At 47.5% G+C, this 15436-nt stretch carries 11 protein-coding genes and 1 pseudogene; 7 read left to right on the top strand and 5 right to left on the bottom strand.

Annotated elements, in window-relative coordinates; genetic code table 11:
- From AB5903_RS06070 to AB5903_RS06060, 3 genes and pseudogenes are all read right to left on the bottom strand, one after another.
- Positions 1–319, bottom strand: a pseudogene (locus AB5903_RS06070) (class I SAM-dependent rRNA methyltransferase); the annotation flags it as partial.
- Positions 320–343: 24 nt separating this feature from the next.
- Positions 344–976 carry a 3'-5' exonuclease gene (locus AB5903_RS06065; protein WP_005657850.1) on the bottom strand — a complete coding sequence of 211 codons (633 nt, stop codon included), beginning with the start codon at positions 974–976 and terminating at the stop codon, positions 344–346.
- 10 nt (positions 977–986) lie between these two features.
- Positions 987–1544: a DUF5063 domain-containing protein gene (locus tag AB5903_RS06060; RefSeq protein WP_005657849.1), complete on the bottom strand. Its 558-nt coding sequence runs from the start codon at positions 1542–1544 to the stop codon at positions 987–989.
- A gap of 108 nt (positions 1545–1652) precedes the next feature.
- Here AB5903_RS06060 and AB5903_RS06055 point away from each other — a divergent pair, with 108 nt between their 5' ends.
- Genes AB5903_RS06055 through trxB form a run of 3 tightly spaced genes read left to right on the top strand, consistent with a single transcriptional unit; the run spans position 1653 to position 5785 of the window.
- Positions 1653–4169 carry a DNA translocase FtsK gene (locus tag AB5903_RS06055; RefSeq protein WP_016661489.1) on the top strand — a complete coding sequence of 839 codons (2517 nt, stop codon included), beginning with the start codon at positions 1653–1655 and terminating at the stop codon, positions 4167–4169.
- Between the two features lie 20 nt (positions 4170–4189).
- Entirely contained in the window at positions 4190–4822 is a 633-nt protein-coding gene (locus AB5903_RS06050) for a LolA-like putative outer membrane lipoprotein chaperone (RefSeq protein WP_117741072.1), read from the top strand.
- Between the two features lie 27 nt (positions 4823–4849).
- Complete coding sequence (gene trxB, locus AB5903_RS06045) at positions 4850–5785, top strand: thioredoxin-disulfide reductase (RefSeq protein ID WP_005657843.1); 936 nt, start codon at positions 4850–4852, stop codon at positions 5783–5785.
- 105 nt (positions 5786–5890) lie between these two features.
- Here the strand turns inward: trxB and AB5903_RS06040 are convergent, their stop codons facing one another.
- Both AB5903_RS06040 and AB5903_RS06035 read right to left on the bottom strand, forming a co-directional pair.
- Positions 5891–6592: a Crp/Fnr family transcriptional regulator gene (locus AB5903_RS06040; protein WP_005657842.1), complete on the bottom strand. Its 702-nt coding sequence runs from the start codon at positions 6590–6592 to the stop codon at positions 5891–5893.
- Positions 6593–6787: 195 nt separating this feature from the next.
- On the bottom strand, positions 6788–8977 hold the full coding sequence (locus tag AB5903_RS06035; RefSeq protein ID WP_005657840.1) for a glutamine synthetase III: 2190 nt from the start codon (positions 8975–8977) through the stop codon (positions 6788–6790).
- Positions 8978–9274: 297 nt separating this feature from the next.
- Here AB5903_RS06035 and AB5903_RS06030 point away from each other — a divergent pair, with 297 nt between their 5' ends.
- The 4 genes from AB5903_RS06030 to AB5903_RS06015 all read left to right on the top strand — a co-directional run bounded on the left by AB5903_RS06030 (position 9275) and on the right by AB5903_RS06015 (position 15347).
- Positions 9275–11461 carry a DUF5686 family protein gene (locus tag AB5903_RS06030; protein WP_034535933.1) on the top strand — a complete coding sequence of 729 codons (2187 nt, stop codon included), beginning with the start codon at positions 9275–9277 and terminating at the stop codon, positions 11459–11461.
- A 59-nt stretch (positions 11462–11520) separates the two neighbouring features.
- Positions 11521–12354: a type II pantothenate kinase gene (coaW, locus tag AB5903_RS06025; protein ID WP_272710875.1), complete on the top strand. Its 834-nt coding sequence runs from the start codon at positions 11521–11523 to the stop codon at positions 12352–12354.
- 154 nt (positions 12355–12508) lie between these two features.
- Positions 12509–14302 (top strand): 30S ribosomal protein S1, encoded by a 1794-nt coding sequence (gene rpsA / locus AB5903_RS06020; protein WP_016661486.1) that lies wholly within the window; start codon positions 12509–12511, stop codon positions 14300–14302.
- 130 nt (positions 14303–14432) lie between these two features.
- Entirely contained in the window at positions 14433–15347 is a 915-nt protein-coding gene (locus tag AB5903_RS06015; protein ID WP_272198980.1) for a ribonuclease Z, read from the top strand.
- The last annotated feature ends 89 nt before the right edge of the window (positions 15348–15436 follow it).

The raw sequence follows: 15436 nt of genomic DNA, 5'->3' as shown, positions 1-15436 counted from the left end.
CGTGTACCAGACGGTAAGTATTGTTGGTGGGATTTCCGGCTATGCCGATGCTGCGTCGCATATCGTAAGCTATGCTGAGTTTGCGTTTCCAGAAGCCGGCATCGATAGCTTCGTCCCGGCAGAAGCTGAGTACACGGACGGCAATGCTGCCGATTTGGAAATGTCCTTTGGCTATGAACTCTTTTTTGGATGTATAGATTTCAACAACTTCCCCTTCCTCCGGCTCTCCGTCGAAATGTGCGATGGCACCTGAAAACACCCAAGGGTGAAAACGTTTTAATGATTCTTCCTTACCTGGCTTTAGATATACTTTATACATAATTATAATTAAGATGTGGTAACGTTATAATGTGGTTGTGTGGCAACTTTCTTCGATTGCCAGTTCAAAATCACCGGTACGCTTCAGCTCCTGCAGCCGGTTGTATATGTTCAGGCAGGCCCATGCGTCGGTAGCTGCGTATTGTTGTTGGGACGGTGTCAGCACATCGGCTTCCCAGTTGGACAGGCGCTGGCTCTTTGAAATCTTTTCTCCGAAAAGGATGGCATATATCTTTTGAAGGCTTCTGTCCTGAATGCCGAACGTGCGGACATATTCCTGCAGCTCGATGCAGCCGCGCTGTTCAAACGGAGCACGTTTGTGCAGCATCATGAAGTCGTCGCGCAGGGAGAGGCCGACTTTGGTTACGGCGGGGGTTTCGAGCAACGTGATAACCGGAAGGGTGAGTCCGGTGAGGTTGAGGCGGAAAAGGAAACAATGCTCTTCCGACGAAATCTGCAATAAAGCCACCTTATGCGACTGCCCTTTGGTGAATGATGGACGCGTTTCGCTGTCGATACCCAGTATGGAGCATTTTTTCAGATAAGCCACAGCACGCTCTGCCTCTTGAGGAGTCTGGACAACATGTATCTGTCCGGGGAAGACGGCTTTCGGCATGTCCTTTACTTCTTCTTTATTTATACTTCTTCTGATAATCATAGCTTAAAGTTTATTCATCTTCCTCCGCTTCCTCGTTTTCCTCTTCCTCATCCGGTTGGTTGTACTTCACATCGTGCAGGGCACGCAGGGTGTTCACCAGCTTTTGGCCCCAGTATAGGGCGAAGTGTTCCTGGCAGGCGGCGAGTGAATCATTCATCGTCTCGTTGAGTCCCAGCTGGAATACGAAAATAAAGTCTCTGATGTCCTGGTAGATGTCGGCCAGATCCTCGGAAATGTTTTTGGTGATGGGCTGGTCGCTGTACTTCATATCCGATACAAATACATCCAGGTAATCATCCTTTTCGGCAAGAATACCGGCCAGGTTCATGCGGAGTATTTCGTAAGTTTCCTCTGTTACGAATGTTTCGAGGGCTTCATCGCCTATCGTTTCGCATTTGGGAAGCATGGATGCCTTGAGATAAAGCAGGGGAAGTATCTTTAAGGATGTATCGACGAAGACGGAACGCTTCATGGTTTCCGTCTGTTCCAGAAACTTGCAGAACTCGGCAGCTACGGTTACGAATTCCACGACATTGCGGTCGAATATCACTTGACTTTCTTTTTTCATATCTTCTTGATTTGAAACGCAAAGGTACGAAAAAGGTTTGAAAGCATTACTGCATAAGCTTTTTTTTGTTACTTTTGCGTCATTGTACGGATATTAGCAGAATACATTATGGTCAAAAAAAATACAACCAAAGATACGGAACACTCTATCTCTTTTTTCGGAAAGGCAGCTGCTGTCTTAAAGAATGAAACCGTTCATTTTGTTGCCGGTCTGATACTGGTAATCTTTTCGGTTTATCTGCTGCTGGCCTTTTCGTCTTTCTTCTTTACGGGGGCGGCAGACCAGAGTATTATAGATTCGGGTAATGCGCAGGAACTGATTTCCACGCATAACGGCGTGAAGAACTATGCTGGTTCGCGTGGGGCGCAGCTTGCCAGTTATTTGATAAACGATTGCTTCGGCATCTCTTCCTTTTTCATCTTGGTGTTTCTGGCTGTAGCCGGATTAAAGCTGATGCGTGTCCGCGTGGTACGTTTGTGGAAGTGGTTCATAGGATGCTCCCTGCTGCTGATTTGGTTTTCGATATTCTTCGGGTTCGTATTTGTGGACCAATATAAGGACTCTTTCCTCTATCTGGGCGGCATGCACGGATATAATGTCAGCAACTGGCTGGTATCTCAAGTGGGAGTGCCGGGGTTATGGATGATACTGCTGGTTACTGCCATATGCTTCCTTATTTATCTGAGTGCACGTACCGTTATCTGGTTGAGAAAACTTTTCAGTCTCAGTTTCCTGAAACATAAAGAAAAGGCGGAACGCAAATCCGGTGAAGCTCCGGAAGAGTTTACAGATTCCTGGACTGTAAAGGGGAAGAAATCGCCGGTAATGGCGGAAGCGGCTTCTGATGCGGGAAGAGAAGAAGAAACGAAGGCTCCGGAAGAAGCCGGAAAAGAAGAGAAGGATGAGGATGCTCATGAGATAATGCTCGACCTGGGAGATGCCGCAACGCATAAAGCCTCACTTGCCAAAGAAAAAGAAGAAGACGAAGTGCTTATGACGATTGAGACTCCGCCGTCCGATACCGTTTCTGCCATTCCGGCATCGGGACGGCAAGAGGAAAAAGGTCCTGTCTTTGAGGTGGAGACAGTGGAGGATGAAGAGTATCGCGGTCCGGAAATAGAGCCGTATAACCCTTGTCTTGACTTGGAAAACTATCATTATCCGACCATTGACCTGATGAAGCATTATGACAATGCCGAACCGACCATCGATATGGCAGAACAGAATGCCAATAAGGATAAGATTATCAATACGCTGCGCAGCTTCGGTATCGAAATCAGTACCATTAAAGCTACGGTGGGCCCTACGGTGACGCTGTATGAGATTACGCCGGAACAGGGTGTCCGTATCTCCAAGATACGCGGTCTGGAAGATGATATCGCACTCAGCCTTTCCGCGCTGGGCATCCGTATCATTGCTCCGATACCGGGAAAGGGAACAATCGGTATTGAAGTGCCTAATTCCAATCCGAAGATTGTCTCGGGCCAGAGCATCATCGGCAGTAAGAAGTTTCAGGAGTCTACGTACGACCTGCCTATTGCATTGGGTAAGACCATTACCAATGAGGTCTTTATGGTGGATTTGTGTAAAATGCCCCACGTGCTCGTGGCGGGTGCTACCGGTCAGGGTAAGTCTGTCGGGTTGAATGCCATCATTACTTCCCTGCTCTATAAGAAGCATCCCGCGGAACTGAAGTTCGTGCTGGTGGACCCGAAGAAAGTGGAGTTCAGCATCTATTCGGTGATAGAACATCATTTCCTTGCCAAGCTGCCCGACGGTGAGGATGCCATTATAACGGATGTTACCAAGGTTGTACAGACTTTGAACTCTATCTGTATCGAAATGGACACCCGTTACGACCTGCTGAAGGCTGCGCATGTGCGTAATATCAAAGAATACAACGAGAAGTTTATCAACCGCCGCCTGAATCCGGAAAAGGGACATAAGTTCATGCCGTATATCGTGGTGGTGATTGATGAGTTCGGCGATTTGATTATGACAGCCGGTAAGGATGTGGAACTGCCTATTGCCCGTATCGCCCAGTTGGCGCGTGCCGTAGGTATACACATGATTATCGCTACCCAGCGTCCTACGACGAATATCATTACGGGTACGATTAAGGCCAACTTCCCGGCACGTATCGCTTTCCGGGTGTCGGCTATGGTGGATTCCCGTACCATTCTCGACCGGCCGGGAGCCAACCAGTTGATCGGTCGCGGCGATATGCTGTTCCTGCAAGGTGCGGACCCGGTTCGTGTGCAGTGCGCGTTTATCGATACGCCGGAAGTGGCGGAGATAACGAAGTTCATAGCCCGTCAGCAGGGGTATCCCACTGCATTCTACCTGCCTGAGTATGTGGATGAAAATGCAAACGGCGATTTGGGCGATGTGGATATGGGACGTCTTGACCCGCTGTTTGAAGATGCCGCCCGGCTGATAGTGTATCAGCAGCAAGGTTCCACTTCGCTTATCCAGCGTAAATTTGCCATCGGTTATAACCGTGCGGGGCGTATTATGGACCAGTTGGAGAAAGCCGGGATTGTAGGTCCGGCGCAAGGCAGTAAAGCGCGTGAGGTGTTCTGCGTGGATATAACGGACTTGGAAACGCGTTTGAACAATTTGTAACAAATCAACGTTTGAAGTACATGAAAATCAACAGTCTTTTATTCACAGTCTGGATGCTTTTCCTGACTATCCCTACGGTTGCACAGCAGCCGGATGCCAGAGATATACTTGACCGTGCGGCAGATGCTTTCCGCAGGGAAGGTGGGATCAAAATCACTTTTTCCGTCCGTGCACCTGAAGGCAATACGAACGGTTCCATCCGTTTGAAAGGCGATAAATTTCTGCTGGAGACGGAAGGAGTGACGACATGGTTCGACGGACGCACACAGTGGAGTTATCTTGCTTCGAGCGATGAGGTTAATGTTTCCGAACCCACTCCCGAAGAGTTGCAGAGCATCAATCCTTATTCGTGGTTGTCGCTCTATAAGCAGGATTATAAGCTGAAAGTGGCTAAAACCGGCAATGCTTCGGATGATACGGCGTATAAAGTGGTGATGAACGCTACCAAACGCAGCCAGGATATGCAATGTATTATCCTGTATATAGAAAAAGGTTCGTTCCGCCCGTTAAAACTGAGTATGGTTCAGCGGGGCAGCAAAGATGCGGCAGTAGTGTTCATAAATTCCTATCAGACGGGCAAGAACTATGATGACAGCCTTTTTGTGTTTGACAGGAAAGCATATCCTACAGCCGAACTGGTTGATTTAAGATGATAAATGTTACTAATAAAAAAGAATAATATGGAAGCAGAAAAAGTAAAGTGTTTAATTATAGGTTCCGGTCCTGCCGGATATACCGCAGCTATCTATGCTGCACGTGCCAATCTTTCTCCGGTGCTTTATGAGGGGCTTCAACCCGGCGGACAGTTGACCACCACCACCGATATCGAGAATTTTCCCGGTTATCCGGAAGGTATCAGCGGTACGCAGATGATGGAGGATTTGCGCAAACAGGCTGAACGCTTCGGTGCGGACTTGCGTTTCGGCGTGGCTACGGCTGCCGATTTGAGTAAGTCTCCCTATAAGATAACCATTGATGAAGAAAAGGTCATTGAAGCGCAAACCGTTATTATTGCTACCGGTGCTGCTGCCAAGTATTTAGGACTGGAAGACGAGAAGAAATATGCCGGCATGGGTGTCAGCGCCTGTGCTACCTGTGACGGTTTCTTCTATCGGAAGAAGGTCGTAGCGGTAGTTGGCGGCGGCGATACGGCATGTGAGGAAGCCTCTTATCTGGCGGGTCTGGCAAGCAAAGTGTACCTGATTGTGCGTAAACCGTTCTTGCGTGCTTCCAAGATTATGCAGAAGCGTGTAATGGAGAATGAGAAAATAGAAGTTTTGTTTGAACACAATGCAGTAGGATTATATGGAGATAACGGTGTGGAAGGCGTACACTTGGTGAAGCGTATGGGTGAAGCGGACGAACAGCGTTATGACCTGGCTATCGACGGCTTTTTCCTGGCTATCGGCCATAAGCCTAATTCCGATATTTTCAAACCGTATGTCGACACCGACGAAACGGGCTATATACTGACAGATCCCGGTACTCCCCGTACAAAGGTTCCCGGAGTGTTTGCAGCGGGAGATGTTGCCGACCCTCATTACCGTCAGGCCATCACAGCGGCAGCTACAGGATGTATGGCAGCGATTGAGGCGGAAAGATTCTTGTTAAATTAAAAATTGGGAATTGAGAATAAAAAAATAGGGCTGCGCAATACAAGTGTTGTATAACAAACACCGCGCAGCCCTATTTTTTTATTCTCAATTTTTAATTTTAGAAGTTTATCCTATCTTACTTATCTTCTTCAGCTTTTCCTCGTCGATAATTTTGATTTTTCTTCCGTCAATGGTAATCAGGCGTTCCGCAGCAAATTGTGAGAGGGTGCGGATAGCATTGGATGTTGTCATATTGGAAAGGTTGGCTAAATCTTCACGGGACAGGTAGATACTTAAAGTAGAACCGTCCTCTTCCAGGCCATAGCTTTCTTTGAGGAAAATAAGCGATTCTGCCAGACGGCCGCGGATATGCTTTTGGGTGAGGTTCACCGTACGTTCGTCGGCGATACCGAGGTCAATGGACAGTCGTCTGATAAAGAACATCGCCAGTTCATTGTTTTGCGATAGTAATGTCATTATGGCAGTCATGGGTATCAGGCAGACCAATGACGGTTCAAATGCACAGGCAGCGGTTACATAATCCGCTTTGGCAAAATAAGGGCGATATCCGAAATACTCAGTGGGCTTGATCATACGGATAATCTGGCTTCTTCCGCCCACACCGTCTTTATAGATTTTGACTTTTCCATTCAGCAGACACATCAGGCAAGTAGGTGTCTCGCCTTCACAATGGATAATTTCGTTCTTCTTATAATTCTGAAGCGTAAAATGGTTGGCAAGAAACTCTCGCTGTTCTTCATTCAGAGGTGACCATATATCGGGAATCAACTCCGGAACATTAATATCGGATAAATTTATTTTTACCATAAATGCTGCAAAACTGTGTTGTACAGCACAAATGTAAAAAGAAAAAATTAAAAATGACACATTTGTATCAAAAAAGTGCAAGGAAAGGGGGAAGGAATTTTAAATTATGAATGATGAATTACCGTTTGGCATGACAATGCGGCAGGTTCATCATTCATAATTTGAAGTCGGTTTATCAGCAAAGCCGTTCATTTATCATTTGGTGAACAGCAGTTCCCTGTACTTCGGCAACGGCCATATCTCATCATCTATTTCCATTTCAAGATTGTCGATATGCTCGCGGATGCTTTCCAGGTAGGGGCGTACTGTTTCTTCGTATGCAAAGGCCTTGTCTTTGTAATTGTCCATGTGGTTGGCAACCTTGCGGGCTTCCGTCATTTCACGTACCTGCATTTTGATGGCTGTTACGCGGTGGGAGATTTCACGTATCAGCTCCTTGCGGTCAGCGCTGAGTATTTCATACTCTTCCGGAGTGAAAGTTTCGCGCAGTCCACGCAGGTTTTCCAGCAAACGGTTCTGGTAGATAACGGCAGTCGGTACGATATGGTTGATGGCAAGATCGCCTAAAACGCGGCTTTCAATCTGTACTTTCATTGTGTACTTCTCCAATTCCACTTCAAGACGGCAGGCCAGCTCCGTTTCGTTGAAGATGCGTTCGCCGATGAGCACGGAACGTGCCTGGTTGTCCATATAACGCATCAAGGCTTCCGGCACATGGCAGATATTGGTCAGTCCGCGTTTGGCAGCTTCTTGTTTCCATTGTTCGGAATAGCCGTCTCCTTCAAAACGGATGGGTTCCGAGGCGATGATTGTTTCTTTCAGAATGCGGAAAATGGCTTCGTCCTTGCCGACACCCTCTTCCATGAGCTTCTCAATGGATACTTTGAATTCGTTCAGTTGGTTGGCCATTGCCGCATTGATGGCAATCATTGCCGCAGCACAGTTGGCTGATGAACCGGCGGCGCGGAACTCAAAACGGTTTCCCGTGAAAGCGAAAGGAGAGGTGCGGTTGCGGTCTGTTGTGTCTAGCAGAATCTCAGGAATACGTCCGATACCTAACTTTAGCGTAGTCTTTTCCTCGGCTGTCATCTTACTGTTGCTTACCTGACGGGCTATCTCATCGAGGATGGAAGATAACTGCTTGCCCAGGAATATGGATAAAATGGCAGGGGGAGCCTCATTGGCGCCTAAGCGGTAGCTGTTTCCGGCACTTGCAATGGAAGCGCGGAGCAAGTCCTGGTTTTTGTATACCATCATCAGTACATTCACAAGGAATGTGAGAAACAGCATGTTGCCTTTCGGATTTTTTCCCGGAGCAAAAAGGTTTATTCCCGTATCGGTGCAGAGCGACCAGTTGTTGTGCTTGCCCGAACCGTTCACGCCGCTGTATGGCTTTTCATGCAACAGCACGGCAAAGTTGTGTTTGCGTGCGATGCGTTTCATCAAATCCATAACCAGCTGGTTGTGGTCGTTGGCAAGATTGGCGTTCTCGAAGATGGGGGCCAGTTCAAACTGGTTGGGGGCAACTTCGTTGTGGCGCGTCTTGACGGGAATGCCCAGTTTGTGACACTCTATTTCCAATTCTTTCATAAAGGCAGTGACACGTGGCGGGATAGAGCCGAAATAATGGTCTTCCAACTGCTGGTCTTTGGCAGAAGAGTGCCCCATGAGTGTACGTCCTGTCAGGCATAAGTCGGGACGTGCGTTATAGAGCGCCAGGTCGACGAGGAAGTATTCCTGTTCCCAGCCCAAGTTCGTATATACGCGTGCTATGTTTTTGTCGAAAAGCTGGCAGACATCCGTTGCGGCTTTGTCCACAGCTGCAAGAGCCTTGAGCAGAGGTGTCTTATAGTCCAGCGCCTCGCCTGTGTAGGAGATGAAGATTGTTGGGATACAGAGCGTGGTGTCTACGACAAAAGCCGGTGAAGAAACATCCCATGCCGTATATCCGCGTGCCTCGAATGTGTTGCGGATACCACCGTTGGGGAAAGAAGAAGCATCCGGTTCCTGTTGGATAAGCAGCTTTCCGGAAAAGCGTTCAATGACATCTCCGTCTTCTCCGAATTCGATGAAGCCGTCATGCTTTTCGGCTGTACCGTCTGTCAGAGGTTGGAACCAGTGGGTGTAGTGGGTAACGTTCAGGGATTTTGCCCAGCTTTTCATGCCGTTTGCTATTAAATCGGCCATTTCCCTGTTGATGGGAGTTCCTTTTTCAATGGCGTCTGTTACAGCTTTGTAGGCTTCTTTGGGCAGGTATTCCTGCATCTTTTTACGGTCGAAAACATGGCTGCCGTAATAATCGGACAACTTGTTTGAAGGAGTGATGACTTCAAGAGGGCGGCGATTGGCGAGCTCTTGCAAAGCAAAAAATCTCATTTTTGACATATTAGTCTCTTCTTTTATTGGTTGTTGGGCGCAAAATTATATGTTTTTTCTGAATTACCCCCTACTTTTTAGGGGGTAATCTTGCTTTTTTTATATGTTTTTTGAAGATATACCTCTAAAAAATAAGGGGTGCTCTTGAAAATAATGTTTTTTGGAGAAATATCGTCCTCTGAAAATGAAAATGGAATAAAGGTGGAAGTTATTACTTTTTTTCTATATTTGTTCCCTCATAAGAAGATATTGCGGTTGAAACATATTATATGTATATGGATAGGAATCTGTTTCTTGTGTGCAAGTTTGCAGAAGGCGGGTGCTACGGCTGTTCCCCAATCGTATGCGGGACAACGGGCTTATGCGGATTCCATTATGGACAAGGTTATCTTCTTTGCGCCTTTTTACGAGCGCGTTGTCGATGAGTACAAGGCGGAACTTTATATAAAAGGCTGGGCAAACATCCGCAAGAAAAATCATCTGCTCCGCTTTATCCCTTCCATGTTCCGTATGAAGAAAGGGGTCCGGGAGTATATGATGGAGACATACAGCGAACTGCATTATACCGCTCCCGATATTTACGACCAGAAAGTGAAAGCCAGTGTGGGCACTTCTTCCGAACTTTGGGAACTGGACGGCCGTTTGCTTGAATACTTCCACATCAATATCTACTCTTCCACCTTGCTGTATGATAAGCTGCTCTCCCCGCTGGCTTCCAATGCAAAGAAATTCTATACCTATTATATAGATTCCATAATGGGTGAAGCGCACAACCGTGAGTTCCGTATCCGTTTTATGCCGAAGAGCAAGAGTTTTCAGCTCGTGGGGGGATACATGGTGGTCAGCGACAATGTGTGGAGTGTGCGCGAGATTCGTTTTTCCGGGCGTTCCGAGATGCTGCGTTTTAATAATCTGGTAAGAATGGGACAGGTGGGGAGCGCTAATGAGTTTTTGCCTGTGCATTTCAACATCGATGCCACATTTCGTTTGCTGGGCAATGTCATCGACGGCAGCTATACGGCGGTACTCGACTATAAGGAGATTAGTCAGAAAGACCCGGCTGTTGTGCGGAACAGGACAAAAAGCAAATACGACCTGTCGGAATCTTATACTCTGCTGACGGATACCAATGCTTACCGGCGTGATACCGCCCACTTCAATAAGCTGCGTCCTATTCCGCTGACTTCGCATGAGAAGAAGCTGTATGAGGATTTCTTCTTGCGCCGTGACACGCTTCTCTATAAGAAAAAGCCCAAGAACAAGCGGCTGGAGTTCTGGGGGCAGATAGGCGATGCGCTGGTAAGCAAGTATACGGTAGACCTTGCCAAAATGGGGAGTGTGCGCTGTTCGCCTCTTATAAACCCTTTGCTGCTGAGCTACAGCAAGAGCAACGGTTTCTCTTACCGTCAGGAATTTAAATACAACCGGCTGTTTAAGGGCGACCGTCTGTTGCGTATCGTTCCCAAGTTAGGTTACAACTTCAAACGGAAGGAGTTTTACTGGTCGGTCAATTCCGATTTCGACTATTGGCCCCGCAAGCGTGCCGCCCTGCATGTCAGCGTGGGTAACGGTAACCGTATCTACAGCAGCGATGTGCTGGACGATTTGAAAGCTATTCCCGACAGTATCTTTGATTTCGACCAGATTCACCTGGACTATTTTAAGGACTTGTATTTGCACATACGCCACAGCTGGGAGATTGTTAACGGTCTGACTCTGGATGTGGGGCTTTCCTTGCACAGGCGTACCGAAGTGGAGCGTTCTAAATTCGTTCTTGTCTACCCCGATGCTCCGAATGTGATGTCTGCGGGTGTGTCATCCGTCTATCCGGGATTCGACCCTTCGGTTCTGAAAAAGTTCCGCCACAGTTATAACAGCTTTGCACCCCGTGTACGCCTGACGTGGACTCCCGGTCAGTATTATTATATGAGCGGCGACCGTAAAATCAACCTTCATTCCAAATATCCCACCGTTTCCGTAGACTGGGAGCGCGGTATCAGCGGTGTCATGCACAGCACCGGAAAGTACGAACGTATTGAAGTGGACTTCCAGCACAACATCCCGTTGGGATTGATGCGTGACATTTACTATCGCTTCGGCTGGGGGGCTTTTACGAATCAGAAAGAGCTTTATTTTGTGGATTTCGCCAATCTGGCCCGTTCCAATCTTCCCGTAGGCTGGAATGATGAAATCGGCGGAGTGTTCCAGTTGCTCGACGGGCGTTGGTATAACTCGTCCCGCAAGTACATCCGCGGGCATTTTACGTACGAGGCTCCTTTCCTGCTACTCCGCCACTTGAAGAAATATACTCAATACGTATTGAATGAACGGTTGTATCTGAATGCTCTGGTGGTTCCCCACCTGAATCCTTATCTTGAGCTTGGGTATGGCATCGGTACGCACATCTTCGATTTCGGCGTTTTTACAAGCTTTGCAAACTGGAAGTACCAGGAAGTAGGGGTTAAGTTTACGTTTGAGTTGTTCAATAGGTAAGTCCGAAAGGCATATTATTAAGAATTTATACTTTATCTTTGTGCCAAAATTTTAAGACTATGGGAATTGTAATAGGTATAGACGTAGGTGGAAGCACTACTAAAATCGTAGGACTCAATAAAGGCAAGATACAGTCTCCGATGTTCATAACGGCAGCCGACCCGGTAACTTCCCTGTTCGGAGCGTTCGGCAAGTATATCTATGATAACGGAATCCATTTGTCCGATGTGGAGCAGGTGATGCTGACCGGTGTGGGCAGTGCATTTGTGGACAGCCCGCTTTACGGACTTCCCACCCGCAAGACGGATGAGTTCATAGCCAACGGACTCGGGGCGCGCCATGCTACGGACATCGACCGGCTGATAGTTGTCAGCATGGGAACAGGCACCTCCTTTGTAAAAATCAACGGGGATGAAATACAGCATATCGGCGGTATGGGTATCGGTGGCGGAACCTTACAGGGACTTTCGCGGCTGTTGCTCAAAACACACGACATTCATCAGGTTGCCGGTTTGGCGGCAAAAGGCGATGTGACCCGCGTCAATCTGCAAATCGGCGATATCTGTAACAACGCATTGCCCGACCTGCCCGTATCCGCTACCGCTTCATTGTTCGGAAAGGCCGACAGTAACGCCTCACCGGAAGACATCGCCTGCGGCATCATTTATACCGTGCTCCAGACTATCGGCGGTGCGGCTGTGCTTTCCGCCCTGAACAGTCCGGTAAAGGACTTTGTGCTGATAGGTAATCTTACCCAGTTGCCGCAATGCCGGGAAGTGTTTCCGAAGATGGAAAGCATTTATCATGTGCGTTTCCATATCCCGCCCTATGCGGAATACCGCACGGCCATAGGGGCGGCTTTGGCATATGTCAGGGAGAATTCTACCATATAATAAGGTGTAAATCTTTAGAAATCGGGCATAAAGACCGGATATTTTCAGAAAGAACTTTTTGTCATTCAAGAAAATACTCCTATCTTTGCGCCCGATTTAATATGAGTCAACATAAAGTCTCACTTAATTAACGAGTTAAACAATTTATTTATTAATGGAAAATTTAAAAAATGTTGCTCCCATTGAGGACTTCAACTGGGATGCTTACGAAAACGGTGAAACCGTAACAAACGTAAGTCACGAAGACTTGGAAAAGGCGTATGACAACACGCTGAATAAAGTTAACGACCGCGAGGTAGTTGACGGAACCGTAATCGCAATGAACAAGCGTGAAGTAGTTGTGAACATCGGTTACAAATCAGACGGTATCATTCCTTTGAATGAATTCCGCTACAATCCCGACCTGAAAGTAGGTGATACGGTAGAAGTGTACATCGAAAACCAGGAAGACAAGAAAGGACAGCTGGTTCTGTCTCACCGCAAAGCTCGTGCTACCCGTTCTTGGGATCGCGTTAACGCTGCTTTGGAAAATGAAGAAATTATCAAGGGTTACATCAAGTGCCGCACTAAGGGTGGTATGATTGTCGACGTATTCGGTATCGAAGCATTCTTGCCGGGTTCTCAAATCGACGTTAAGCCTATCCGCGACTACGATGTATTCGTTGGCAAGACTATGGAATTCAAGGTTGTTAAAATCAATCAGGAATTCAAGAATGTCGTTGTATCTCACAAGGCTCTTATCGAGGCTGAACTGGAACAACAGAAGAAAGAAATCATCGGTAAACTCGAAAAAGGACAAGTTCTCGAAGGTACCGTTAAGAATATCACATCCTACGGTGTATTCATCGACCTGGGTGGCGTAGACGGTTTGATTCACATCACAGACCTCTCTTGGGGCCGCGTCAGCGATCCGAAAGAAGTGGTTGAACTCGACCAGAAGCTCAACGTCGTTATCCTCGACTTCGATGATGAGAAGAAGCGTATCGCTCTCGGCTTGAAGCAGCTGACTCCGCATCCTTGGGATGCTCTCGATCCTAACTTGAAGGTAGGCGACCACGTGAAGGGTAAAGTTGTCGTTATGGCTGACTACGGTGCATTCATCGAAATCGCTCCGGGTGTTGAAGGTCTGATTCACGTATCCGAAATGTCCTGGTCACAACACTTGCGTTCTGCACAGGATTTCATGAAGGTAGGTGACGAAGTTGAGGCTGTAGTTCTGACTCTGGATCGCGAAGAACGTAAGATGTCTCTCGGTATCAAGCAGCTGAAAGCTGATCCTTGGGAAACTATCGAAGAGAAATATCCTATCGGTTCCAAGCACACTGCAAAAGTTCGCAACTTCACTAACTTCGGTGTATTCGTAGAAATCGAAGAAGGTGTTGACGGCTTGATTCACATCTCTGACCTGTCTTGGACTAAGAAGGTTAAACATCCTTCAGAATTCACTCAAATCGGTGCGGACATCGACGTACAGGTATTGGAAATCGACAAGGAAAACCGTCGTTTGAGCCTCGGTCACAAGCAACTCGAAGAGAATCCTTGGGATGTATTTGAAACTGTATTCACAGTAGGTTCTGTACACGAAGGTACTATCATCGAAATGCTGGACAAGGGTGCAGTTGTTGCTCTGCCTTATGGTGTAGAAGGTTTCGCTACTCCGAAACACCTCGTTAAGGAAGACGGATCACAGGCTCAGTTGGACGAGAAGCTCGAATTCAAAGTTATTGAGTTCAACAAGGACGCTAAGCGTATCATCCTGTCTCACAGCCGCATCTTCGAAGATGTAGCCAAGGCTGAAGAAAGAGCAGAAAAGAAAGCTGCCAAGAAGTCTTCCGGTAAGAGAGAAGAAGCTCCTGCTTCTATCCAAAACCAGGCTGCTTCTACAACTTTGGGCGACATCGACGCTCTGGCTGCTTTGAAAGAGCAAATGGAAGCCGGAAAGAAGTAATTACTTCTCCATATAAATAAGGTAAGGGTGCTTGTGGCAAACACAAGTGCCCTTTCTTTTTAGGCAGGCTCTTAATTTCTTGCCGATAATCTGTGCAATCTGTGATGATTACCCTTATCTTTGCACCATCATGGAGAAATTCGAACTACATATTCTCGGCTCCGGTTCGGCATTGCCCACCACCCGCCATTTTCCTACTTCGCAGGTAGTGAACTTACGTGACAAACTTTTTATGATAGACTGTGGAGAAGGCGCACAGTTGCAATTCCGAAAGTCACGCCTCAAATTCTCGCGTTTGAACTGTATCTTCATCTCCCACCTGCACGGCGACCACTGTTTCGGGCTGCTGGGACTGATATCCACGCTTAATCTTTTGGGGCGTACGGCCGACCTGCATATACACTCTCCCAAAGGTTTGGAAGAACTTCTTACGCCGATGCTTGCATTCTTCAATCATCAGATGACCTATAAAATCTTCTTCCACGCGTTCGAGACGAAAGAAGCCGCCTTGATTTATGAAGATCGGTCGCTTACGGTGACAACCATTCCTTTGCGGCATCGCATGCCTTGCTGCGGTTTTCTGTTTGCCGAGAAGCCGCGCCCCAATCATATCCTGCGCGACATGATAGACTTCTATCAAGTGCCGGTGTACGAGCTGAACCGTATCAAGAACGGTGCGGATTACGTTACGCCGGAAGGAGAGGTGATACCCAATGCCCGTCTCACCCGTCCCTCGGCTGCCCCGCGGCGTTATGCCTATTGTTCGGATACGATTTATCTTCCTTCCATAACGGAACAGATAAAAGGAGTGGATTTGCTTTTCCATGAGGCCACTTTTGCCGAAGATGCCGCCCCGCGTGCCAAAGAGACGTTCCATACCACCGCTTCGCAAGCCGCACGGATAGCCCGCGATGCGGAAGTGAAGAAGCTGCTGATAGGTCATTTCTCCGCCCGTTATGACGATGAGCAGGTATTGCTGGATGAGGCGCGCGCCGTTTTTCCGGACACGCAGTTGGCCAAAGAAACGCTTTGCATATCGGTGTGAATCGGAATTTTGCTATCTTTCCTCTATGAAAAGATAAAGATTACCCCTGTCTTTATGGCTCCTTTACTTAGTTTATGGTGTTAATGAGC

It is taken from the genome of Bacteroides sp. 2201st1_D9_2201SCRN_220225 (assembly GCF_040928965.1).
GTDB lineage: Bacteria > Bacteroidota > Bacteroidia > Bacteroidales > Bacteroidaceae > Bacteroides > Bacteroides stercoris.
This window is presented reverse-complemented; position numbering and strand designations above follow the sequence as displayed.

Bases quoted from the DNA above. Each gene is read 5' to 3' on its own strand.
- AB5903_RS06065 (WP_005657850.1), bottom strand. From the start codon at position 976: ATGATTATCAGAAGAAGTATAAATAAAGAAGAAGTAAAGGACATGCCG.
- AB5903_RS06060 (WP_005657849.1), bottom strand. From the start codon at position 1,544: ATGAAAAAAGAAAGTCAAGTGATATTCGACCGCAATGTCGTGGAATTC.
- AB5903_RS06055 (WP_016661489.1), top strand. From the start codon at position 1,653: ATGGTCAAAAAAAATACAACCAAAGATACGGAACACTCTATCTCTTTT.
- AB5903_RS06050 (WP_117741072.1), top strand. From the start codon at position 4,190: ATGAAAATCAACAGTCTTTTATTCACAGTCTGGATGCTTTTCCTGACT.
- trxB (WP_005657843.1), top strand. From the start codon at position 4,850: ATGGAAGCAGAAAAAGTAAAGTGTTTAATTATAGGTTCCGGTCCTGCC.
- AB5903_RS06040 (WP_005657842.1), bottom strand. From the start codon at position 6,592: ATGGTAAAAATAAATTTATCCGATATTAATGTTCCGGAGTTGATTCCC.
- AB5903_RS06035 (WP_005657840.1), bottom strand. From the start codon at position 8,977: ATGTCAAAAATGAGATTTTTTGCTTTGCAAGAGCTCGCCAATCGCCGC.
- coaW (WP_272710875.1), top strand. From the start codon at position 11,521: ATGGGAATTGTAATAGGTATAGACGTAGGTGGAAGCACTACTAAAATC.
- rpsA (WP_016661486.1), top strand. From the start codon at position 12,509: ATGGAAAATTTAAAAAATGTTGCTCCCATTGAGGACTTCAACTGGGAT.
- AB5903_RS06015 (WP_272198980.1), top strand. From the start codon at position 14,433: ATGGAGAAATTCGAACTACATATTCTCGGCTCCGGTTCGGCATTGCCC.